The following is a 23865-nucleotide window of genomic DNA, read 5'->3' as shown; positions in this document are numbered from 1 at the left end:
TATAAATATTAAACATATAAAATAACCGAAAACATGAAAACAAATATTGGAATCAGCGAGGAAAACAGAAGCGCCGTAGCAGCACAGCTAGGAAAACTATTGGCAGATGAGTTCGTTCTTTATACCAAAACCAGAAATGCACATTGGAACGTTGAGGGTGCTAACTTTCATTCCATGCATATCTTTTTTGAGAAACAATATGGAGCGCTTGACGAGCTAATGGATAGCGTTGCCGAGCGTATCAGAAAAATTGGACATTATGCTCCAGCAACCGTTGCACAGTTGTTACAGCTCACACATCTGACCGAGCAGACTGATAGAAAAAACGACAGCCTGGGCTTCCTGAAAGATCTTTTGGCTGACCATGATAGTATTATCGAATTTCTTAGAGGCAACATCGATCCATTTGCCAATGAATTCAAGGATGCCGGAACCAGCGATTACATTACCGGCCTAATGGAAAAACACGAGGAAATGGCATGGATGATCAGATCTTATATGAAATAATTTACCAAAGTATATAAGTAAATTTGTCTAGCCCAACTGCGATCTTAAAAGCCGCAGTTGGGCTAGACTGTTTATAATATGTTTGTTCTTACGCATAGTGTTCCGGGTAAGTTATTTTCTTTCAACAGATACAGATAATTCTTGCCTGCATTTTCATATTTTTGCGGCCATATAAAAGTTACGATTTAAAATTTTAGATATGATATCGGCAGCAGAATAGGAAGACTTTATGAGAAAAGCACTCGGTTGCGGTAGGGACCGGACCAAGGGCGCACATGAGGAGGTTTTCGAAAGTTTAGAATTCCGGGCTGCAGATTTTCCTGAAACAACTGAACAGATCAGGGAAATTATCGAAAAGAAAAGGGAAGCATCTGCTCAATTTTTAGCCTATAACTGTGAAGCTATAGAGGTTGCACAATATCTTTGAACAGCCTTAAGGGCTTCTGAGGCTACTTTAAACCTTAATGCAAAGCAAATTGCTGAATTAAGAAAAATTGAAGTAAAAGGTACGCTACAAAGCATAGAGTCCGCTGTCTCCAAAGGGAAGGATATCCTCGACTGCACTATCGTCTATACTATCCAGACAGATCCTCTTCTCTCTAACTTTAAAACCAACGTCCAGCAACTTCTAAACGATTATAAATACCATTTTAAGGGGTTAAATACTATCAATGTGATCCTTAATCTTATGGGACCTTTATCTGAAGAAGCGGGTACTTTTGAGGTTAAGCAGGAAGAAAGTACCCTGGAGATTACCGCATACGTTATAGCTTTTTATAATGACGAGGGAAATCTAACTGGTTTTCACAAATTTTATGAGTTTAGGGGAGATTTAGAGGGACTTATACAGCTTGCGGTGAGAAAGTACAAAGATAAGGTTTCCGCCTAAATACTATATAGATAAATGCATCATTCTTACTTCCAGTGATATTGTTTTGGGTGCAGGGTCATCTCCCCACAGCAAAGCAATTGATGGAAACAATGATAAAGTGTAAGTTATTAGTACCCTATTGAATAGGGATGGGGCTGACCTTAACATTATGTCTTTCCGGCAATCTTTTAGCGGGAAACAAAGCCATTGCGATAACAATTGCGGAAATAATGAATCCAGCCTTGAGCGCAAGATGTTCTGCCATTTCCGGTGCTCTGCCTTCGGTGGTGAAGTAATGGCTGATAGAGATATGGAGTACACCGCTAAGCGCAATGCCAACCGATCCCCCCACTTGTTGGAAAAGGCTATTTAGAGAAGTCGCTGTTGCCGTTTGTTCCAGGGTTACCGAATTGAGCATTGTTGTAGATACCGGCGCCACAAGGAAACTCATACCAGTACCCCTAACAATCATTCCCAAGATCACCCAAACGATTGAGCTTCCCGTATCCAACACAGAGAATTGTAACATGGATACTGATATCAACGCAATTCCTAGCAAAGAGGGATTTCTTACAATTCCCCTATCAGCCAGTCTGCCAGCATAGGGACGCAGTGCGAGCATAATCAGGGCATTGGGAAGCAGCAATAAACCCGTCTGTATCTCAGAATAGCCCATCAATCCCTGAAGCAGAAAGGGAATGAAGAACAAGCCTCCATATAGTGCCAATGAGCGGATCAGGATAATTATTGTACAGTCAACGAATATTCTCGATTTGAATACACTAAGATCGATCAGCGGCACTCCATATCTTGTCGTACGGTAAAAAAGAACTAGGGAAATTACGGATGCAATAAAGCCTATCCCGCATTTCCACAGGCCCGACCCTGAATCCGAAGCTGCCGTTAGACTGTATTGGAGGACAACTATAAAGATTGCAAAATAGGTATATCCCTTCACATCAAAGCTTGGCCTGGTCACCGGCCTGTTTTTAAGAAATCCCAGATGTCTTGTACTTAGGTAGATTGTAAGCAGTCCGATCGGAATGTTGATATAGAATATACATGGCCATCCAAAATAATGTGTCAAGACCCCACCCAGGGTTGGGCCGATTGCTGGCCCCATCACATTTCCGATTCCCCACCAGCCGATCGCGGATCCCTTTTCGTTTTGCGGGAACTCCTCGCTCAATATGGCAAGAGAAGTGGGGGAGATTGCCCCTCCGCCTATTGCCTGCAAGATCCTGGCGAAAACAAGAAAGCCAATTGTCGAAGACAGGCTGCAGAGTAGGGAGCCCAAAGTGAAGATCATTATACTAATCAAAAACAGGCGGTAATATCCGATGCGCCTTTTCATCCAACTTGTAAGGGGAATAAAAAGACAAAACGAAATCATATATCCCGTTATCACCCATTCAATGCCAGCTATGCTTATCCCGAATTGTTTTTGCATAACAGGAAGTGATACATTAACGATACTGCTGTCCAAAGAGGCCATAAAAGTACCCAGCATCAGCGTAATCATAACCATTTTTTTGTCTCTCATCTTTCTGTTATTCGTCGGATTTCAAAATCGGAGCAGCAAACCAGTATAAGGTTCTTGCGCTATGTGCGAAAAATCCTTATAGGTTGATTATTTTTCGGTGTCAAGTTCAAATGAAGCCTCGGAAGACTTGTCTGCCTGTTCGAGCAGATCACTATCATGCTCGACCTCCATCTCAGGAGACATAGGTACAGCAACATTAAAAGGATCTTCCATCGCCATAAGTTCATCATCTGGATCTTCTGAAAGATCCTCTTTTTCGTAATTTATCATATTGGTTATTTTTTAGTTTTCTTTAGTATTTAGGGATTGTAATTGTCAAGGGTATCCGGATCTCTAAAATCGGCTTTGCCTGGGTTTTTCCCGCTATCCCTAAGCGCCCTTCGTTGTCTTAGGAAATCCCAGTATTCATCAAGTTCGTGTTTGATATTGTCCAATCTCTTATTTTCATCCAGACCCAGATTTCCATTTTCATAAAGATTCTGTTCTTCTGAAATAAGGTTTTTGATGTGGCTTAGTACTTCGCTATCTTTCATGTTATTTAGTTTTTTAATTAATTTTTTTTGCTGTTCTATGCGCTGATCGCATCTTTAGTATCTTGTTATCTTCAGTGATTCCGGGTTGGATATACTGCCTTTGTTAATTTCTATCTTGATCCCATTTAGGTCCAATATCTCTGTCCCGAGCCTTTCGCATTCCCCGGTAAACATTTCTCCAATCTCAAGATAGCTTTGCTCATAATCCCTGATCCATGGCAGGGAGAGCGTGTTCCTGATTCTCTGGAGATGTATATGAGCATCTGCTATCCATGTATTTGCATCTATCGAGTAAAAATACGCTGCATAACTCTCTTTCTCCGGAAGATCGCCAAATATCCCTTCCATGATGTCCTGCATGGCTACAATTCCAATATATTGTTCACTCTTGTCTATCACTGTGCAAAAGGCAATTCTTTTGCTTTTAAAGATCTGGAACATTTCTTTTACCTTTAGCTCTGCCTTGACCTTGCATGGAGGTATGATTGCATCTTGCCAATCTTGCCCCTTGCCTGTAAGAAAAAGTTTTATATCGAGTGTTCCTATGATATTGCTACTCTCATTTTCATATATCGGGAAATAGGAATATGGCCGCTTCCCAACATATGAAAGTATCTGTCCTCTATTCCAGTTTCGATCGATTGACATTACAAATTTTGAGGATTTCATGATATTTTTGGCCTTAAGGCGGTTAAAGCCGAATACATTCTGGTGAAACCACAGATCAAGTTGCTCAAGGGTTCCTTGTTTATAGGCCGTTGCCAATATCTGCATTAGGTCTTTTTCGGAAAACATCTTGTTTTCCGTTCCCTTGATCTTTAGCGTCTTAAGTATTAGCCGTGTACTCACTGTAAGTAGCTTAATAAATGGATAGGCTATTTTTGAGAATACAAGAAGAGATGGAGCGATATTAAGGGAAATCCTCAGCGGCATCTTCAGTGCAATAGACTTGGGTACTAGTTCTCCAAAGACAATGGTGAGATATGTTATCATACCTATTCCAAAGATCAATGCTGTAAAATGTGCAATCGTAGGATCCATGCCAGTACGCAATATCATATGCTCTAGTTGGGCAGCAATAATTCCTCCTCCGTATATTCCCTCCAATAGTCCCAATAGGGTAGTACCCACCTGTACTGCACTCAGGAATTCCTCTGGATTTTTAATCAGCTTCAGGATCCTCACTGCATTCAGCTCATGCAATTCCTTCCTCTGTTCAAGTTCTTCCCTACTAACTGAGATCAGGGCAACTTCTGCTAGTGAAAAATAGCCGTTCAAAAAAATCAGTATTATTACAATTACAATCGACATCTCTATTTCATTTATCGGTTCATAGTGCTGGCTTATCCATCTTTTTGTTTAAAGTAGCCACTTCCGGCTTTTATCAATTCCAGTATTCGTCGGATAGGGGCCTTTTTTCCATAAGCGGGGTAAATCAATCGTTGGGCGAGAAAAATACCGAACTAAAAAAAATCTTTTCTGTTCGGTATTTCCTATTGATCAAACCTGAAAAAGATTAGCCTTCTGCCTCTTTTATGGCCGATCCATTATCTGCACCCAGTCTTGCATTTTCGAAAGCTTCAGTTTCGGGTAGTGCGATATATACTGAAGAAAAAGTATCAATGCGAACTATTCCCCTATTGATTTTAAAGTCGAGTACATGTCCACCTCTTTTTTGCTCATCATCGATAAAATGGAGATGGTACCCAGCGACGCTAATCCCTTGAGAATAATCTGGAGATCTAAATCCTGCGAGTGTTCCCCGAAGTTCAGAAAAACCAAATATTTTCTCTTCTTTCGCGACCTCGGTTAGGGGCTTAAAAGGAGCCGACTGGATCGATACTGTACGTGTTTCCACACAGTAAAATTCACCATCTATTCTTATTGCATAGAAAAGATTCTTTGACAGCACGAGGCTGTCGATTAGCCCTTTGAGCTGCCGGCTATCCATTGGGCTTGTAATCTCATGCTGTATTTCTCCTTTAAAATAGGTAACCATAGCGAAAGGCGTTTTCTGCGATGGGTCAACTTCAGTTGCCGATCCATTAGACCTAAGCTGAAAGAACTTGCCGTCTATCGCTACCATTTCGCCATCCAGGTCATTGAATGTCCCCAGCCCGAAATCGCCATGTAAGGATAATTCCCCATATGTAATATTGCCTTCGTATACCCCGTTGATCAAGGCGCTCATGACTGAGCTCTGAAAGATTTGGTGAGCATGCTCTTGGTCGTTGTGTAGCCCATTTGCGTTGTTGTAATGGGAAATTACGTGCTTTTTAAGGTTTTTGCAGCAGAAATCCATAATTGTTTCTCTTTAGTTAATGAAAAATTCCAGGGTGAAGTTTTTTTGCCAGCTCAAGATTTTCGCTGTAATCGATCGGAATTTCTACTACCACTGGTCCTGGTATCTCCAATGCCTTTTTGATAACATCTTCCAGTTCAATTGGGGAGGTAACTCTCAGACCGACCGCTCCATAGCTTTCTGCATGCTTGACCGTGTCAATAGGTCCGAAATCTGTTCCGGAGGTACGTCCATATTTCAATTGCTCCTGAAAAGCAACCATGTTATAGGTGCCATCTTTCCAAACAAAGTGTACCAGATTGGCCTTCAGTCTTACTGCCGTTTCAAGTTCCATCGCAGAAAAGAGGAAACCCCCGTCACCTGATATCGAGATTACCTTTTCATGTGGATTGACAAGACAGGCTCCGATTCCCCAAGGCAGTCCGACACCGAGCGTCTGCTGCCCATTGCTAACCAATAGCCTCCGGGGTTCAAAAGAAAGAAAGTGGCGCACCATATAAATATAATTGGATCCCATATCCACTGTTACGGTAACATCGTCTCCAATCAGCTTTCTAAGTGTCTGTACAAAATATACAGGATGTACCAATTGATTTCGATTTGACGGCGTATTGGATATCTGCAAGGCAAACTGCTCGATCAATGGCAAAGCGGTAGGCAGTTCCACGATGTTTCTAGGTGCCAGTTCGGATGCGATAAGATCTACACTATCGGCAATATCACCAAGCAATTCTATTTCTGGCTGATAATGGTTGTCTATATCAGAAATAATCTGGTTAAGGTGTATAATGGTCGCATTATTATCCGGATTCCAGAATTCTGGGTCATACTCTACAGGATCATAGCCAATAGTAAGAATAACGTCTGCCATACTAAGTAATATATCCCCTGGTTGATTTCTAAAAAGCCCAACCCTGCCAGCGAAGCAGTTTACCAAAGATCTTGGAATAACTCCTGCCGCCTGAAAAGTCCCTACTACAGGGAAATTCGTCTTTGATAACAGGTTGCGGATCGCCGCCGCAGCCCTAGGTTCCGATGCACCCTGGCCTATGAAGATCACTGGAAGCTTTGCTTGAGACAATTTTTTGATTGCTTTGTTGATGTCATCTCTACTAGCAGCGCCATATCTCGGCTGTTGTATGGCAAGTGGGGAATATTCTGTTTTATTAGCCTGTATGTCTTGCGGAATAGCGACAAATGTTGCTCCGGCACGAGGCTCACTTGCAATCCTAAATGCATTGTTGAGGATTTCGGCGACATTATCCACGCTCTGAACCTGGATGCTGTATTTGGTTATGGGTGTCATTAGCGCAACAGCCTGCATGGATTGATGCGTTCTTTTTGCCTCCTCGTTCAATGAGACTGCTCCTGCAATTGCAACGATTGGATCTCCCTCTGTGGTTGCGGTAATCAGTCCGGTTGCTAGGTTTGAAGTGCCTGGTCCAGAGGTTACCAATACAACGCCTGGCTTGCCCGTCAGCCTTCCGATTGCCGCCGCTGCAAAGGCTGCATTTTGCTCATGCCTGCATACGATCACCTCAGGGCCATCATCCACTAGTGCATTGAATACACCGTCAATTTTCGCTCCAGGGATTGCCAGTATATGTTTTACATTCTGTGCCTTTAGACATTCCACTGTCATTTGGGCTCCGTTTAATTCTTTCATCTTGTTTTACGATTAGGTTAAATTTTTATTCAATGAGATTATTTTTGGTTTTTTAGTTACGATTTAGGCCACTTCGTAGCTCCTGAGTTCGAAAAGCATATCCTTAAGCAGTTTTTTCGCCGTATGGATACGTGTCTTGATTGTTCCAATAGGAACAGCATACTCCTCGGCAAGCTCGCGGTAAGTATGGCCTTCGAAATGCATGATAAATGGTCCTGATAGTTTTCCTGGAATCTTTGAAAGTGCCCTGCGGATCTCATCATTAGCTATTTTTCCAATAGCAAGGTTCGAGGCAGACTCATTCTGATTTAGCAGGCTTAAATCCGAGTGATCAACAAACGTTACTTTTTTGCTGGTCATGCTGTTGCATTTGTTCAGGAAGGTATTTTTCATGATTGTAAATAACCACCCGCTGAGATTAGTACCCTCGGTATAGCTTGAGATAAACCTGAAAGCTTTTAGGAAAGTGTCCTGCACAAGATCGTTTGCATCATCGGCATTTCCTGTAAACTTGATTGCATGCGCCATAAGTACTGCAGAGTGGTTCTCTATGGCTAAACTGATTTTATTTGAGGTCATGTTTTATTTTGGCAATAATGGAGAGTTGTCTTTTATTTATGTCCAAATTTATTTCCTCTTGCATTCAAATATATTTTCCTTTCGATGAAAAAGGGTTTGCCATCGTCGAAATGGACAATCTTCTAGGTGGGGAATAAGTAAAAGCCCAGGCCATATTATGACCTGGGCTTTTACATTCCATTTGTACGATTTCAAAGTTTCACGGTTTTATTATTTGCGCTTCGGCTAAAGCGAACTGGCTAGCCTACATTGCTTATTTCAGTCAAGGGCTGTTAAATAGATTCTAAGTAATTCAAAAATGGTCCTAGTTCCCAATCTCCATCATATCGTTGCCCATTTACAAAAAACGTAGGTGTGCCATTTACTCCTGATCTTGCTCCGCTATCGAAGTCCGAAGCGATCCTGTTTTCTATCTCCTTTGAAGAGATATCCTTTTTAAACTCAGTCATATCAAGGCCTAGCTGGATTGCATAGCGCTCAAGGTCATCTTGGTAAAGCTGCTCTTGATTCTCATATAGGATATCGTGCATTTCCCAAAACTTTCCCTGCTTTCCTGCTGCCTCAGCGGCACTTGCCGCATTTAGGGCATTCTCGTGCACCTCAGATAGAGGAAAGTTTCTAAAGATAAGCCTAAGCTTTTTACCAAGCTTACTTTGTAGTTGCTTGATTATCGGGTAGGCCATACCGCAGTATGGACATTGGTAGTCACCATACTCTACTATTTCTATCGGAGCTCCCAAGTCTCCCAAAATATGATCTCTTTTTCCTGTAGGGATAATTAATTTTCCTTGCATAATCTTTATGATTTATAGATTCTTATAATTGTTTTTTTTACCTGTTTCCAGTGCCATTTTATTTAAGTGTTTTGTTTAAGAGATGCGGACAGAAACAGCTGAGGTAATTTATAGCGCACATGCTGTGGACTGCTAAACTCTTTACGTTTTTATCTTGACAAAACTATTCCTCCACTTTAAAATTTTGGATGCATATTCGGTGGATTGGCTATTTGAATAGGTGAAAGGGCTTAAACGATATTTATGTCTGTTTAGATAGAATTGCAGAGATGATTCTAATCAAGGATGCTCAAAGTTTTCCCGTCGGTATTACATAGCCAAAGGAAATTTAAACCCCATATTTTAATTAAGTCATCTCAACGAGGATATTGCCAGTTTCACCGATTAGCATTATTGTTTTTTTGTTTTCGGCATAATTTCGAACAAACAAATGAACACAGCCATGGAAAATGACTACTTAAACCCAGCAATTTCGATCAACAGCAATATTCGCTATGGAAATTTACCGCTAGCGATGAATAGAACTACTGCAAAATGGCAGGGTCAAAATCAAATTCATCCCATTGGATATAATGATCACCTAAATAGAGCAGGGGTCGGATTTTGGCGTTTTCATTGCTCAGGCAGCCAACTAGAACTTTGTGCCATTTCAGCAAGAATGCTACAACTCAAAACTCTTCAAGGGCTGTGCGCGCTCTCAAGGAGAATTCATCCGCTATCCAGAAAAGGCTTTTTAATGAATATTAGTGAACTGGCAGATACAGGTAATGGGTTTGAAGAGGATTTACACATAGTATTGAAAGGGGGGGAGTCACGCTGGTTTAAGGTATGTGGAATATTGGAACAGCAGGAAGATGGTCCGCGTATGGTCTCTGGAACCATACTTGATATCACAGCATTTAAACTAGAGGAAGTAAGGCGAATGGATATGATGGCCTTTATGAGTCATGAGCTCAAAACACCATTAACTACGCTCAGACTTTATCTTCAAGCAGCTTCGAAATTTAGAGACCTTAGAAATGAGGATTTTTTTGACCATCAATTAGGTAAAGCGGATTTGCAGATTTCGGCTATGAATAATTTGATAAATAGTTATTTAAATAGTTCAATTGAAGAGAATTCAGCCACTATTTTACATAAGGTAAAATTTGATTTTTCTCAATTGCTATACGATACTGTCTCACACTATGCGGAAATAAATCCTGACCATGTGTTTAAAGTTGAACTTACCGAATCATTATTTATTGATGGCGATATAAATAAGCTTACTCAGGTGATCAATAACTTCATAACAAATGCAGTTAAGTTCTCATCGATAAACTGTTTTATAAAAATCAATTGTGAGAGGGTAGCTCAAGGGATTAGGTTTTTGGTAATGGATCACGGCATGGGGATAGCAAGAGCCGATCAAGAAAAACTTTTTAAAAAACATTTCAGGGCATCCAACGCCAGGACTGGAAATGTCAGTGGACATGGTTTAGGACTTTACCTAAGTAAGCAGATTATAGAATTGCATAAGGGTTCAGTGTTTTTTGAAAGCGAACTTGGCGTTGGCTCAATTTTCGGCTTCATAATTCCATCTACAATTGGTGATTGAAGCTTGAATTATTAGTTTCCTTATCTGATTTGGAACACTTTAGGTATGAGAAATATTAGATAATATCTTAAAATTATAAATACAAAATATTATGAATCAAGAGAAATTAAGTTTCAAATTTGAGTTAGAAAAAAAGGTACCTAGACCAGCTCCGGGAGGAATTACAAGGGGAGCATCTGTTAAGGATTTTCCTGCATCTGTTGGTCTGGCGGGCGTCTCCATGCGTTTGGAGCCAGGTGGAATGAGAGAATTACATTGGCACGCAAATGCAGCCGAGTGGGGTTATGTAATTACCGGGAGCATGAGGAATACATTAGTACATCCAGACGGTACAAGTTACATAGATAATTTCGAGCCAGGAGATGTTTGGTATTTCCCAAAAGGATATGGACATACCTTGCAGGCAACAGGAAGCGAGGAGTGCCATTTTATTCTGATTTTTGATAACGGAAACTTTTCAGAAGACCATACATTTAGCGTTACCGATTTTATAGCCAACACACCCAATGATATAGTTGCCCAGAACTTAGGATTAACTTTAGATGAGGTGAGACTGTTGCCTCATAGCGAGGCATATTTTGCCTTAGGACAGGTTCCTGATGACAGTTCTTTGATAGCGCAAGCCAGAAACGAGCCCGCATTGATGACCATGCACAGATATCCATTCCATGCCCAAAATCCAAGGGTAGTGCCTGGGGGTGGAAAACAGAGGATCGTATCTCAAAAGGAGTTTCCAATAAGCGCTACCATCACCGGCTCATTGTTGGAACTTGAACCGGGTGCCTTGAGAGAAATGCACTGGCACCCAAATGCCGATGAATGGCAATATTACATTTCAGGACAGGCGGAAATGACCGTTTTTTTGGCTGAAGCTACCGCGGTTACCGAAGAGTTCAATTCTGGAGACGTTGGCTATGTTCCGATGGGTGCAGGTCATTATATAAAAAATACTGGGACTGAGGTTTGTAGGATTTTGATAGGATTCAACGCTGGGAATTATGAATCGATAGATTTGAGCCAGTGGCTTTCCTCAAATCCCCAGGATGTGCTCGTTACAAATTTCGGAGTCTCCAAGGAGCTTATAGATAAGATGCCAAAGAGTGAACTGTTTATAAGGGCTGCCGGCAGAACATAGATCCACTTCTATTCCTTTTGGTCAGAACTCTATTATAAGGCGTATAACCTACCAAAACTAATTTCAGCCAAATTGGAACTGGAGACCTCAACTTTTAAAATTAAATAAATGGAAGATAAAAAACAGACTTTATGGTTGATAACAGCCATATTGACCGTCACCGCAGGCTATTGCGATGCCATAACCTTTGTTGCAGCAGAAAGAACATTCTCTGCGCATATTACCGGAAACTTTATCGTTTTTGCCTACCAGATGATTCAGGGTGGCGGGGGAGATACATGGGTCAAACTGCTAACCTATCCGGTATTCATGCTATCGGTACTGACCGGCGGTGCAATCGCGGCACGTTCGCTAAACAATCACGCAATGCTGTTTTTCGAAGGGATAATACTTTTGATTGGTGCGGTCATTGCTTACGCGTTTAGCGACATACCGAATTCATCGACAACATGGCCCATGTATCTTGTGACTATGTTCATTATATTCGCAATGGGCATCCAGAATACTTTTGGCAAGTTGTTTAACAAAGAAACCTACGGAACTACAACCATGATGACCGGGAACTCGACCCAGTTGGGAATTGACATTATGGGTTATTTCAGGACCGGGGTCAGCAGATGGCAATCATTAAGCACCATCTTCAGGGATCTGATTTCCCTTGCAGGATTTTTGACTGGCTGTTTGCTGGGTGCCTGGGCAGGTAAAACCCTTGGGCTAGAAGGTATATTCATACCAGGCTTCGTCTTGGTCATATGTTATTATTGCAGAAGGATATTTACCTCAGAACAGACTTTTTAAGGGCTTGCATAACAGAACTACATTCCACACCACGAGCTTTAAAACATGGATTTGCTCCAAACATTAAACAATCGCTATCTTAGTCTATCAATCAATTAAACATTAAAAATTAATAACTTATTCCATGACAGACTATGCCAAACTTAAGGTACATATCCAAAAACGCCATTTTTTTTCCGATAGCGAAGCGGATGATTTTTGCCAGAATTTCAAGATGATCAGGGTGAAAAAGAGGCAGTTTATTGTTCAACCTGAATTTACAGCGAAAAATAGATTCTATGTAGTGCAAGGTAGTTTCCGGGCTTACGTAATCGGGGATGAAGGGCAGGAACATACCATCCAATTTGCGATTGAGGATTGGTGGATAACCGACTATAATAGCTACATATTTCAGCAGCCGGCCTCAATGTTTGTCATGGCTTTGGAAGACAGCATCGTCCTGCAAATCAATTACGAAACTGAGCAGGAACTAAAAAAACGTAAGCACCTCTATGAATCTTTCTTCCGGGTACTTGCCGAGCATACAGCCGCGCACATGGCCCGTCGTGTCATCCTAAATTTGACAAAAACTGCCGAACAGCGTTTTGAATTCGTTCAGGAAAGATATCCAGAGATTGTAAATAGGGTACCACAATATGCACTGGCGTCTTTTCTGGGCATAACTACAGAATACCTCTCAAAGCTTCGCAATAAGCGCGTTTCTCAAAAAAGTTAATCTACTTCAACTTTTTATGTTGAACCAGTTCGTGATCATTTCCTAAACCATTTCATCTTCAGAGAGATTAAGACTTGCCAACTTTGTATTGTAACTGAAAGACATTTTTTACAAGAAAAAAATAAGAATAAAAATGGCAAATCTAACGAAAACCCAAGTATTAATTATGGCAGCTACCGCAGGTATTGCAGTTGCCAATGTGTATTACAGCCAGCCTATTTTGCAGGCAATGGCAACACAGTTTCATATCAGCATTGAAAAGGCTGGAAACATTTCTGTTCTCTCGCAAATCGGCTACGGGTTGGGGTTGTTCCTACTAACACCAATAGGAGATATGATTGAACGCAAAAGGCTTATATTATACCTGCAGATTGGGTTAGTTATTTCTCTTCTGCTAATGGCTTTCTCGCCTAGCTTAATCCTCCTGTATCTTGGCAGTCTCCTTATCGGCGTATTCTCCGTAGTAGCGCAGGTGATTCTGCCCATGGCTGCAAGTCTGGTCAAGGAAAATCGAGGAAAGATTGTAGGGCAAATCTTTACCGGCATTCTGATTGGGATCCTGGTAGCAAGGGTTTATAGCGGGTTTATCACTAGTGTTTTTGGATGGCAGTATGTCTACATTATTTCTGCAATGATGGTGCTGATCACAGCAATATTGATGCAGCGGGACTTCCCTTCAATACAAGAACGTTTTATCGGTACCTACGCAGGCCTTCTGAAATCGACTTTTGCCCAACTGGGAAGATTTCCACTACTGAGGAGAACCGCACTGACTGGGATGTTAGCTTTCGGCACGCTCAGTGCTTTTTGGGTAAGCTTGACCTTTTATCTTAGTGGCGCACCATTTAATTATTCAGCCTCAAATATTGGTCTTTTTGGACTTCTTGCTGCTGCAGGTGCCTTGATTGCTCCGGTATTCGGCAAACTGGCAGACAAAGGTTCCCCTTCGAGATCATTGGTTTTTTCTACAGCAATAACTCTAATCAGTATACTTCTACTAAAACTTTTTCCCGGGTCAATCGCTGCAATATGGGTTACGGTCATGCTTCTAGATATCGGTGTTCAAGCAACTCAGGTGACAAATATAGCTGTCATTTACACGCTCGATCAAAAGGCTAATAGTCGGATAAATACGGTTTACATGACCAGTTATTTTATTGGAGGTGCTTTAGGATCTTTCATCGCTATCCAATTGTATCAAGCCGGAGGATGGGGCTTATCGACCTCTTTTATGGGCGCTTTGGCCCTAGTAGCCATTTTAAATGTAGTGCTCACAAAACGTTTGTCTAAATAATAAAGCCAAAATAAGAAAATGAAAATAATAGTTATAGGAGGCTCGATAGGAGGGCTATGTGCAGGAATTGCACTTCTGGAAAGAGGCTTCGAGGTCGAAATTTACGAACGCTCAGCTAAAGGACTGAAAGATAGGGGGGCAGGGCTGGTTATCCAGCCAGATATGATGGAATATCTGATAGAAGCTGGCGTTTCAACAAGGGAGGTTTTTGGGGTGCTTGCTGCCCAGCGCCAGGTTCTTGATGATAATGGGAATCCTTCGTTGATTTATCCCAATGATACTGTCTTTACCTCTTGGAACTATTTATGGAAACAGTTGAGGAATTCCTTTCCAACCTCGAGATATCATCAGGGGTATGAGCTAACAGGCATTAGCGATCAACAGGGAAATGTTCGGGCGACTTTTAAAAACGGTGAGATAATCCAGGCAGATCTTCTCATCGGTGCAGACGGGGTGAACTCCACAGTTCGAGAATACCTGTTTCCTGGAATCCATCCACGCTATGCTGGTTACATCGCCTATAGGGGACTTATTCCCGAAAGTGAGCTTAGCGACAAGGAAATCGCTTTCTTTTCAGATAAATTCTCTATTTATCCATATTCAAATTCACATTTGCTCTGTTATACTATTCCTGGTCCAGAGGGTGAACTTAAAGAAGGGAAACGTCTTTTAAATTGGGTATGGTTTCAAAATAAATCATTAGCAGAGCTCAAGGGAATCTTGACCGATAAGGATGGAAGACCACATGAATTTTCCATCCCAGCTGGTCACCTCAGCGAAGAAAATTTAAGCGAGCTTAGGGCAAGGGCAGCGGCAGAGCTCCCCGAAATTCTGAGAAAAAGAGTGTATCAGACAAAAAATCCATTTGTACAGGTGATACTGGATATGGAGGTGCCAAAAATGTTCCATGGGAATGTTGCGATACTTGGCGATGCAGCTTATCTAGTACGTCCTCATACGGCTTCGGGATCGGCCAAGGCATATCGCGATGCCATTACCTTAGCCATGGCTATACAAGATACTTATAATCTGCAGTCATCGCTCAAGATATGGAATGATCAGCAAATAGGGCATGCGAGAGCATTGGCTATTCACGGTCGACAACTTGCACTTAGAAGTCAGCTAGGGAAATAACTTCAAGAAGAAGGGCAATATGGTAACTATTCGCTGATGATTGGAACATGCTTTTTGATCTTTATTCGAACGAACTTTGAAGCGGGCATATTGCTTTCTCCAACAACATTGTTGACAGATACCAGTACATTGGTTTCCGGAAAATAGGTTACCGTATTGCCCCTAGGAATACTATAGGAGACTATCACAAATAATGGGGCAATTCGCTCTATGCCATCATCGTAATTGTAGAGATCTACTTTATCGCCATTTTTAAAGCCAGCCTTTTGTATATCTTCTTCATTCATAAAAATGACTCTGCGCTCGTTCTTTATCCCACGGTACCGGTCTTCCAATCCATAAACAACAGTGTTGAATTGGTCATGGGTTCTGGTTGTTGCCATTAGGTATTCTCCATCTTCAAGCTTATTGTTGGGAACTTGGCTGATTGTAAAGGGAGCTTTATCAATATATTTTTCGGTTATAAACTTACCGTCTCTGGCTGCATTTGGCAAATAAAAACCACCCTTTTCCCTCACTCTCTGATTATAGTTTTCAAATCCAGGTACACACTTTTCTATTATATCCCTCACCTCATCGTAGCTGTCATGGTATTTATCCCAATCTACTACTGATCTCTTACCAAGTGTAGCTTTGGCCATTCTGCACACGATCTGGGTCTCATTGATTAGCCTGTCGGATACCGGAACAAGGATCCCTTTTGATGACTGAACAACGCCCATAGAGTTTTCTGTGCTTATAAACTGGGCCTCCCCATTTACTATATCTTTATCGCTTCTGGAAAGGGTTGGAAGAATGAGCGCTTCTTTTCCGTGTACCAAATGGCTCCGGTTCATCTTAATGGATACATGGACACTCAGGTCAAGCTTTCTCATTCCCGCTGCTGTATAAGAGGTATCAGGTGTTGCGGAAATAAAGTTTCCACCCATTCCAAAGAATACCTTGAGCCTTCCATCATGCATCGCATGGATCGCATTTACAACATCAAAACCATGTTTTCTTGGCGGTTCAAATCCGAATACCTCTTTAATCCTGTCAAGTTGCGCTACAGTAGGCTTTTCGTTGATGAGCATAGTTCTGTTGCCTTGGACATTGCTATGTCCTCTTACCGGACACAACCCAGCTCCAAGCTTTCCTATACTGCCTTTTAATAGTACAATGTTAACGATTTCCTTGAGCATCTCTACTCCGTTGGGCTGTTGGGTAAGTCCCATTCCCCAGCAGAAAATTATTCTTTTTTTGTATTTGAGCATTTCTACTGCCGACTCGATAAGCTCCAAAGAAACTCCAGCCGATTCAGCGAGCTTGCCAGCATCGTAGTTTTCGAACTGTGAAATATAATCCTGGAAACCCACAGTATTGTTTTCAATAAACTCTAAATCAAATATCCTTCCAGGCTCGGCCTTTTCAGCCTGATGAAGTAAAAGTTCTATGGCTTTCAGCAGAGCCATGTCACCGTTTATCTTTACTGGAAGGTAAAGATCTGCAAGCTGTACGCCACTTCCCAGCACCCCATTTAGCTGTTGGGGATTTCTAAACCCCATAAGACCTGCCTCAGGCAAGGGGTTAATGGCGATAATCTTTGCGCCATTAGCCTTTCCTTTCTCCAGCGCACTCATCATTCGAGGCGCATTCGTTCCTGGATTATGACCAATGATCACGATAACATCGGTGTCATAAAGATCACTCAGTTTTACTGTTCCCTTTCCAATGCCTATGGTCGATGCCAGTGCAGTTCCACTAGTCTCATGACACATATTCGAACAATCAGGCATATTGTTGGTGCCAAATTCCTTTGCAAAAAGCTGATAAAGGAAAGAAGTCTCATTACTTGTTCTGCCAGAAGTATAGAACGCTGCCTCATCTGGAGATTTAAGTCCGTTCAGGTGCGTTGCGATTTTCTTGAATGCATCATCCCAGCTTATTGGCTCATAATGTGTTCCTCCTTTAGGAAGGTACATCGGTTCGGTAAGACGCCCTTTTCTACCGATCTCAAAATCGGTGAGTTTTGCAAGGTCATACACCGAATTGGAGGCGAAGAAATCTGCTGTAACTTTTTTAGAAGTGGCCTCCTCAGCAAGTGCCTTTGCACCATTCTCACAATATTCTCCAACTACCGAACGCTCATCATCAGGATCCGGCCAGGCACAGCTTGAGCAGTCGAAGCCGCCTTTCTGGTTCATGGTCAATAGTGCCCGCATTCCGCGGAAGGGGATATCTTCTTCTACCAGATCTGCCATGGCCGCCAACACCGCAGGGATACCGGCAGCCCATTTTTTTGCGGGGACAACCTTTAGATTGAGAAGCTTATACGGGTTCTCCGCTGAAGGTACGCTATCTATTTTTTTATTTTCCATAACGATTCTTAAGCTAATAGCGGATTTGGATAATTATCACTCTGATCCTCCATTGTATTGTCAAGACAGGTGAAATCCTTTTCGATCAATAGCTTCAATGTTCCCGTATTTCCGGAAAAACCCACCCGATCCGTCGATTCGAGTTCATTGATCATCTCTCTTGGGATCTGAAGTGTAATCCTCCCATTTTCGAACGTTGCAGATAGGTTTCCAACCTCGGACTCCGCAATCGCATACGTAAATCTGCCGGTAAGAAAATCTGTATGCTCTTCCAGCTCCCCCTTTGCATGCAGGTTCCTGACATCGCTTTGTGTCAATCTAAATCTGATTGATTGTTCCTTGATTCTTATCTTCATTTTATTCAAAAATTATTCTCTCCGGCGAAGCGTATATATTAAAGCGATCCTCGCGGATAAATCCTATAAGTGTAATATTGAATTCTTTGGATAACTCGACCGCCAGGCTTGAGGGTGCACCTACAGCTACCACGATCTTAATTCCTGCCATAACCGCTTTTTGGATCAGCTCAAAACTTGCGCGCCCACTTAGCATAAGTATCCCATTATCCATTGGGACAGTTCCATTTTCCAATCCAGCACCGATTAGCTTATCAAGGGCGTTGTGCCTACCAACGTCTTCCCGGACCAGTAATAGCCTGCCATCTCTATCGAAAAAAGCACAAGCATGCAAACCTCCCGTCTTTCTGAATACCATTTGCTCTGCCCGAAGTCGCTCTGGCAATGCAATCAGTGTTCCGATGTCTATCTTGAATAATTCAACTTCTTCTGTTTTCGCATTGCCGACTGTTCTGATTGCCTCTATAGAGCCTTTTCCACAAACTCCGCAACTTGATGTCGTATAAAAAGACCGCTCTATTTCCGGTAATCTCGGGATGGCATTTTCACTTAGATCTACCAAAATGGTATTTTGTTTATTCTCTCTGCAGGCAATGAAAAGGTGTGCTACCTGTGAGATCTGTTCTCGGCCTGAAATTATGCCTTCAGTAAATAGGAAACCTATTGCTAGCTCTTCATCCGAGCCTGGGGTACGCATGGTTACCGAAATATTTGAAACATTGCGGTCGCCTACCGGGCCGTATGCTAATCTGATTTCCAAAGGTTCCTCGATTGCGAGAACATCTTCCATATCTGCAAAGTGCCCGTTATGGAATTTTTTGATCCCAATGTTAACAGTAGGGTGATTAGCTATACTTTCTGTGTTCATCATCTCCATGTTTTATTTCATAAGCAAATATTGTCGGCAAATACTCTATTTCCAATATTGTGCCACTCATTAATTTGCTGATGATTATGCTTTTGCAGTGTTTTTAGCTGTTGTCTATTCATGATATTTCGTCAATTTATGATCTTATCTCGCTACCTGCATACTAAGTTAAATTTAGCTAATTTTATCCCATAAAGTATATTATCCTTTCCGATCATTTTCGATTTCGGGCATGGCGAGATATATAGCCAGCATCAATTTATTCTCAGGAACATTTAAGTCGAGAGGCTGTTCTATGTCTTGCGCTTCAATACCCATTTTTTTTAATATGGCTATAGTCTGGTAGGCATCACTTGTATTTCTACTAAAGCGATCTCATCTGCTGAACAAGAGCAGGTCCGATTCATTTTTGTTCTTCTTTAGAAATTCGATTACTTGTTTCCATTCGGGACGGTTAAAAGTCTTCGCAGAAAAATCTTCAGTAAATATCTTTCTGATTTTAATGTTGTTAATTTGACAGTAGGTTTCAAGTATTTGTTTTTGACTATTTAGGGAGTATCCTTTTTCAGCTTGTTCATCGGTGCTTACTCTTAACTATAAATCTGCTATTTTCATATTCCTTAGTTTTTATTGAAAATTAGAAATCCTAATGAAATTAGTCATTTGACCCTTTTTCTGAATTTTCAAGTTTTACAAATAATGCTGCGATTTGAGCGATTTGGGCTATATCTGACGACGATATTAATTTGATTTGGGACCCCCAAAGGTGCTTCAATCAGTCATCATAGTGATTTAAAATAAACATTATTTAATCGAGTGCAAATCCTCAGAGGCGCTGCTCGATTTGCGCCTAGTACACCAATAGTCCAATCCCCCCAATATTGGATAATACCAGTAAAGTAATGCACAAAATTGCGGTAAATTAAATTTGCTATGGAACCATTTGGCTTTGAGAAACTTCCTGAAATTATCCGTCAGTTATTTGAAAAAGTGGAACGGATCGAAGAACTGGTATCAGATCTTAATCCAGTGGAAGACAGATCGAATGATCTTTTAACTGTAAAGGAAGCTGCTGACTACCTGAAGGTTTCCGTGCAATCCCTATACTCTAAAGTCAGTAGAATGGAAATACCGGTAAGCAAGCCGGGCAGGCGATTGTACTTTAGCCAATCGGAACTCAAAAATTGGGTTTCAGCTTCCAGACGTAAAACTGCATCTGAAATCATTCAGGAATCGCAAAGTAAAAGCAATTAATCTTGTACCATCAAATATTCCTATCGTGGAAAAAACATGAGGTGATTTAAGAGTCAAATAGCCAGCCAAGCTGATTTCCAGGCATCCAACCGGACCGTACTTTTTCCGGCTAGTGCAGATTAGCATTAATCGAAAGACTTAACACCCGAACAGTTATTTTGCGTAACCAGCACTCGCATTTACCTCCGGTGCTATTGCAAAACCACATTTGGATAAGCGACAGCATGCAAAAAACCGTCTTCTCAAATATTCACTCATCAAATATGAGGTGCTAAATGGTTCAATATCCAGCGAGTTATCAACATACGAGCGAGATAAACACCGCTGTTATTTTAGTTTTCGTATTGCAGATTTTTTGATGTAAAAATTTGATTTACAGGCAGATGTATTTTTTGTATTGGTAAATGATTGATAATCAAGTATTTGTGTGTGTTATCTATATTAAGATGATCTAAGTTTCAACTTTTCTTTGTGTCGTTAACTATATTTATTATCTAAATTTTCGGAGAGTTTTCAGCGTATAAATGTTGAGTCGTTATCGGAAAATCTCCTGCCGGGTAATGGCCCGAAATGAACTTCCTGCAACCCCTTGTCAGTCCGTACCAAACGGCCGTTCATTACCTTGACCAATGTTTTTTTGGATTTAAAATCTGTCTCTGAATAGCCAGGCAATTTTTAGAAGATAAGCGCAGATGATATTTAATCTCTCTTCCTCGTAAAAAAAATGTAAGCTAATCTTAACCACCAAATTTACGCACCCTATAGATGAGTGATAACATAAAATACCTTCCCAATCGGTTAACTTGCTTATCCACAATTACGTTATCGAACACATCTCTTGATATCCCTGAGTTTTGATCAAAAAGATCGAATCCTTCTACACGGATAGCGGCCATATCGTTCTTCATAAACTTATATTCCATTGATAAACGAAGCAATGTTGGATTGCGCACCGCAGTGTTATCAAAACCTGAGTTAATCTGTTTAGTGAAATCGTAGCCCAGAGTAAGGTCTTTAAAGAAATAATTGCGTCCTTCTATCCCACACTCGAAACGGTTAGATTGGCGGTCGGTAAACGTATCATTCGAATACTTGGTCAGGTTTTGCGAATAAGAGGTTTCTACCTCAAAATTTACGATATCTTTCAGGTCTACCCTAAACTCGAGTTCCTGGCGCCAGGCCATATTACGTGCTTCTATTCTGCTATTATCGGTAAAAGTAATGTTGTTGTTCAGTTGTCCCGAACCAGAATAGCCAATGGTAAACTTCCGCTCTGCCGAAAGTGGTTTACTAATGTCGTAATCGCCCTGTAAAGTATAGTATCCATCTGTATTAATGTAACTCGTAAGCTGATTAACAGTACCTGGTACACGCTCTTTAGTGGTTACAACCTTATCGTTAGTACGTTCGTACTTGAAATTGGCCATAATTACTTTTCCTGCACTCCAATCGGCTTGTTTGTAATGGGCATTGATACTGTGGATAAATTCGGGCTTTAGATTAGGGTTACCCGTAACCACGTTCTGGAGGTTCGAATTGTCGGATATAGGTTGCAATTGTAAGAATCCAGGTTGGTTATTTCTGCCCCAGTAATTCATATCCAGCGATTGTTGGTTAGAAAATTTATACGAGAACCGACCAGAAGGAATGAGGTTAAAAGTACGGTTAACGGTTTCAATATTATTACTTAAATTCTGCCCCTGAAGTAAGGCCGGCTGTGCGTTAATGCCCAGTGTATAGTTCAGCTTTTCGCCGATATATCTGTAATTTAACCCGACTTTATTGGTGATAAACTGATAATCGTAAATATTGCTAAGGTTTGGATTAAACACTTCATTGCCTTCAACTACGTTATAAGTATCTCTTGAATTATTTGTTGATGATCGGTTCCAGCTGTAGTTTACTTCTAAAAAGGTTTTTTTCCAAAGCGGCTCCATGTATGATGCCCCAATGTTAAGCCCTAAATTCCGGTTATTCTGGTTGTTCAGCAGGTTTTGTGCCGAATCGATTCCTTTACCCTCAAAATTGAAATACTTGTTATATACATTGCCATAATTTTCGCCGTTGGTGTAATTAATGTTACTCCAGGAACTCAGGTTCCGGCCTTTCTTCGAAAATTTATGGTTGTAAAATATGTTGGTACGGGCATTCAGGTTATTCGGATTACTGAAATTATTGCTTTCTCTTCGGGTAGACAAGGTATCCTGAGTAATAAGCGAGCTACCTGTATTATTGCCACTATTGGTATTATAGGAAAAATTCGGAGAAATTTTAAGGTAATTCATGGTATCTATTTTATACTCCAAATTACCGCCAAACCAATGGCTATAGTTATCGCTCTTACTGTTGTTTCGGGCATCTTCAAGTCTGCTCAGCGGATTTTGTCCTGCATCTTGTAAAACGGTTTGTGTATAGGTAGAACTAATGGTGTTGTTTTTATTGTTGTTAAAATTATATCCGGCATCTGCAGATAGTTTGGTGTTAAACTCATTTTTATAGTTAAGCCCGGCAACATTTCTGGTAGTAATACCATCGCCGCCACCACCACGCATATTGGCATTGGCCGAAGTGCCATCGAATGAAATCTGCCGTTCGCCCTTCATGCTATTTCCCCGTATATTGGTATTATAGCGACCGGCGTTGCCCAAACCTGCAGAGGCCCTGGCAAAATAACCTTTCTTTTTATCTTCTTCAATGGTCAGGTTCAGCACCTTTTCCGGCTCGCCTGTTTTAATGCCTGTAAGTTTGGCCTGGTCGCCATAATCGTCTATAAACTGAAGGTTTTTGATAATATCGGCAGGAAGATTTTTAATGGCTGTGGCTACATCTGTTCCGAAGAAATCTTTACCATTAACACGTATTTTGGTTACAGGCGATCCCTGACTGGTTACATTCCCATCCTTATCTACCTTAATACCGGGTAGTTTTTTCAGCACTTCGTCAACAGCATCGCCATCTCTAACAGGAAAGGCCTTGGCGCTAAAACTCACGGTATCTTCGGTTACTTTAACAGGAGGAACGCCCGAAATGACTACGCCCTCAAGTGTATTCGATGATGGTTTAAGCCTGATATCGGTGATGTTTAACATATTACCCTTTTCGATCTGATACTGTTTAATAAAAGTATCGAAGCCGATAAAAGCTGCTGATAAGGTAAACTGTTTAGATTTAATCTTATCCAACGCAAATGTGCCATCGGGATTGGCGGAGGTGCCTATACTGTCGGCACCGAATTTAATCCTGACTACTGCACCAGGTAATGGCAAACCTGCAGTATCTAACACTATACCCTTTATGGCATAATTTTGTGCGTTACTATTTATAAAAATACCCGCAAAGAGCAGGAATGGCAAAATCGATTTAGTAAAAACCCTCATGAATTTATTCGTGTGTGGCATAAAAGTACGGAGCAGCGCGTTAACCCTGTTCAGCGTAATCAACATGTTACTAATTTTGGCTATTTTAGCTATTGATGTGATGGCTTTCGATTCCTTTCCCTTGGCTATCAGGCCGAATGGAAGATCAAAGCTAATGATGGATGGTATTTAGGATTGGATTGCCA

Annotated in this window: 22 protein-coding genes and 1 pseudogene; 10 read left to right on the top strand and 13 right to left on the bottom strand. The window is 41.2% G+C overall.

Annotated features, from left to right (window positions below; all coding sequences use genetic code 11):
* Positions 1-33 precede the first annotated feature (33 nt).
* From ACTJKN_RS02155 to ACTJKN_RS02145, 3 genes are all read left to right on the top strand, one after another.
* Entirely contained in the window at positions 34-507 is a 474-nt protein-coding gene (locus tag ACTJKN_RS02155; protein WP_440822267.1) for a Dps family protein, read from the top strand.
* 229 nt (positions 508-736) lie between these two features.
* A complete protein-coding gene (locus ACTJKN_RS02150) occupies positions 737-934 on the top strand; it encodes a hypothetical protein (RefSeq protein WP_440822265.1) in 198 nt (65 codons plus the stop codon).
* 261 nt (positions 935-1195) lie between these two features.
* Positions 1196-1396, top strand: coding sequence for a hypothetical protein (locus ACTJKN_RS02145; RefSeq protein WP_440822264.1), 201 nt, complete (start codon positions 1196-1198; stop codon positions 1394-1396).
* Positions 1397-1514: 118 nt separating this feature from the next.
* On the opposite strand, the gene ACTJKN_RS02140 is transcribed toward ACTJKN_RS02145, so the two are convergent.
* The 8 genes from ACTJKN_RS02140 to ACTJKN_RS02105 all read right to left on the bottom strand — a co-directional run bounded on the left by ACTJKN_RS02140 (position 1515) and on the right by ACTJKN_RS02105 (position 8795).
* Complete coding sequence (locus ACTJKN_RS02140; RefSeq protein ID WP_440822262.1) at positions 1515-2921, bottom strand: DHA2 family efflux MFS transporter permease subunit; 1407 nt, start codon at positions 2919-2921, stop codon at positions 1515-1517.
* Between the two features lie 87 nt (positions 2922-3008).
* Entirely contained in the window at positions 3009-3191 is a 183-nt protein-coding gene (locus tag ACTJKN_RS02135) for a hypothetical protein (protein WP_440822260.1), read from the bottom strand.
* 29 nt (positions 3192-3220) lie between these two features.
* Complete coding sequence (locus ACTJKN_RS02130) at positions 3221-3454, bottom strand: DUF2630 family protein (protein ID WP_440822258.1); 234 nt, start codon at positions 3452-3454, stop codon at positions 3221-3223.
* Between the two features lie 54 nt (positions 3455-3508).
* Positions 3509-4765, bottom strand: coding sequence for a hemolysin family protein (locus ACTJKN_RS02125; protein ID WP_440822257.1), 1257 nt, complete (start codon positions 4763-4765; stop codon positions 3509-3511).
* A 205-nt stretch (positions 4766-4970) separates the two neighbouring features.
* Positions 4971-5756 carry an acetolactate decarboxylase gene (gene budA / locus ACTJKN_RS02120; protein WP_440822256.1) on the bottom strand — a complete coding sequence of 262 codons (786 nt, stop codon included), beginning with the start codon at positions 5754-5756 and terminating at the stop codon, positions 4971-4973.
* 16 nt (positions 5757-5772) lie between these two features.
* A complete protein-coding gene (alsS, locus tag ACTJKN_RS02115; protein WP_440822254.1) occupies positions 5773-7422 on the bottom strand; it encodes an acetolactate synthase AlsS in 1650 nt (549 codons plus the stop codon).
* A 63-nt stretch (positions 7423-7485) separates the two neighbouring features.
* Positions 7486-8001: an RNA polymerase sigma factor gene (locus ACTJKN_RS02110; RefSeq protein WP_440822252.1), complete on the bottom strand. Its 516-nt coding sequence runs from the start codon at positions 7999-8001 to the stop codon at positions 7486-7488.
* A gap of 272 nt (positions 8002-8273) precedes the next feature.
* Positions 8274-8795: a DsbA family protein gene (locus ACTJKN_RS02105; protein ID WP_440822250.1), complete on the bottom strand. Its 522-nt coding sequence runs from the start codon at positions 8793-8795 to the stop codon at positions 8274-8276.
* A 442-nt stretch (positions 8796-9237) separates the two neighbouring features.
* Here ACTJKN_RS02105 and ACTJKN_RS02100 point away from each other — a divergent pair, with 442 nt between their 5' ends.
* The 6 genes from ACTJKN_RS02100 (at position 9238) to ACTJKN_RS02075 (ending at position 15468) form a co-directional block, all read left to right on the top strand.
* Positions 9238-10392 carry a sensor histidine kinase gene (locus tag ACTJKN_RS02100; protein ID WP_440822247.1) on the top strand — a complete coding sequence of 385 codons (1155 nt, stop codon included), beginning with the start codon at positions 9238-9240 and terminating at the stop codon, positions 10390-10392.
* 91 nt (positions 10393-10483) lie between these two features.
* Positions 10484-11527 (top strand): cupin domain-containing protein, encoded by a 1044-nt coding sequence (locus tag ACTJKN_RS02095; protein WP_440822245.1) that lies wholly within the window; start codon positions 10484-10486, stop codon positions 11525-11527.
* A 108-nt stretch (positions 11528-11635) separates the two neighbouring features.
* On the top strand, positions 11636-12325 hold the full coding sequence (locus ACTJKN_RS02090; RefSeq protein WP_440822243.1) for a YoaK family protein: 690 nt from the start codon (positions 11636-11638) through the stop codon (positions 12323-12325).
* Between the two features lie 124 nt (positions 12326-12449).
* Positions 12450-13040: a Crp/Fnr family transcriptional regulator gene (locus tag ACTJKN_RS02085; protein ID WP_440822241.1), complete on the top strand. Its 591-nt coding sequence runs from the start codon at positions 12450-12452 to the stop codon at positions 13038-13040.
* A 133-nt stretch (positions 13041-13173) separates the two neighbouring features.
* Positions 13174-14334 carry an MFS transporter gene (locus ACTJKN_RS02080; protein ID WP_440822239.1) on the top strand — a complete coding sequence of 387 codons (1161 nt, stop codon included), beginning with the start codon at positions 13174-13176 and terminating at the stop codon, positions 14332-14334.
* Positions 14335-14352: 18 nt separating this feature from the next.
* Complete coding sequence (locus ACTJKN_RS02075) at positions 14353-15468, top strand: FAD binding domain-containing protein (protein WP_440822237.1); 1116 nt, start codon at positions 14353-14355, stop codon at positions 15466-15468.
* Positions 15469-15494: 26 nt separating this feature from the next.
* Here ACTJKN_RS02075 and ACTJKN_RS02070 read toward each other — a convergent pair whose 3' ends face one another.
* From ACTJKN_RS02070 to ACTJKN_RS02055, 4 genes and pseudogenes are all read right to left on the bottom strand, one after another.
* The gene (locus tag ACTJKN_RS02070; protein WP_440822235.1) at positions 15495-17825 is read right to left on the bottom strand and encodes an FdhF/YdeP family oxidoreductase; all 2331 of its coding nucleotides are present in this window, start codon (positions 17823-17825) and stop codon (positions 15495-15497) included.
* 8 nt (positions 17826-17833) lie between these two features.
* Positions 17834-18181, bottom strand: a complete 348-nt coding sequence (locus ACTJKN_RS02065) for a DUF7009 family protein (RefSeq protein ID WP_440822233.1) — start codon at positions 18179-18181, stop codon at positions 17834-17836.
* 1 nt (position 18182) lies between these two features.
* Positions 18183-19052 (bottom strand): formate dehydrogenase accessory sulfurtransferase FdhD, encoded by an 870-nt coding sequence (gene fdhD / locus ACTJKN_RS02060; protein ID WP_440822232.1) that lies wholly within the window; start codon positions 19050-19052, stop codon positions 18183-18185.
* A gap of 198 nt (positions 19053-19250) precedes the next feature.
* A pseudogene (locus ACTJKN_RS02055) lies at positions 19251-19583 on the bottom strand (recombinase family protein).
* Between the two features lie 399 nt (positions 19584-19982).
* Here ACTJKN_RS02055 and ACTJKN_RS02050 point away from each other — a divergent pair.
* A complete protein-coding gene (locus ACTJKN_RS02050; RefSeq protein WP_440822230.1) occupies positions 19983-20303 on the top strand; it encodes a helix-turn-helix domain-containing protein in 321 nt (106 codons plus the stop codon).
* A gap of 737 nt (positions 20304-21040) precedes the next feature.
* Here ACTJKN_RS02050 and ACTJKN_RS02045 read toward each other — a convergent pair.
* A complete protein-coding gene (locus ACTJKN_RS02045) occupies positions 21041-23746 on the bottom strand; it encodes an outer membrane beta-barrel protein (protein ID WP_440822228.1) in 2706 nt (901 codons plus the stop codon).
* Between the last annotated feature and the right edge of the window lie 119 nt (positions 23747-23865).

This window comes from Pedobacter sp. 22163 (assembly GCF_052045595.1).
Lineage (GTDB): Bacteria > Bacteroidota > Bacteroidia > Sphingobacteriales > Sphingobacteriaceae > Pedobacter.
The sequence above is the reverse complement of the archived record's forward strand: the minus strand, read 5'-3'. Positions and strand labels throughout refer to the sequence as shown.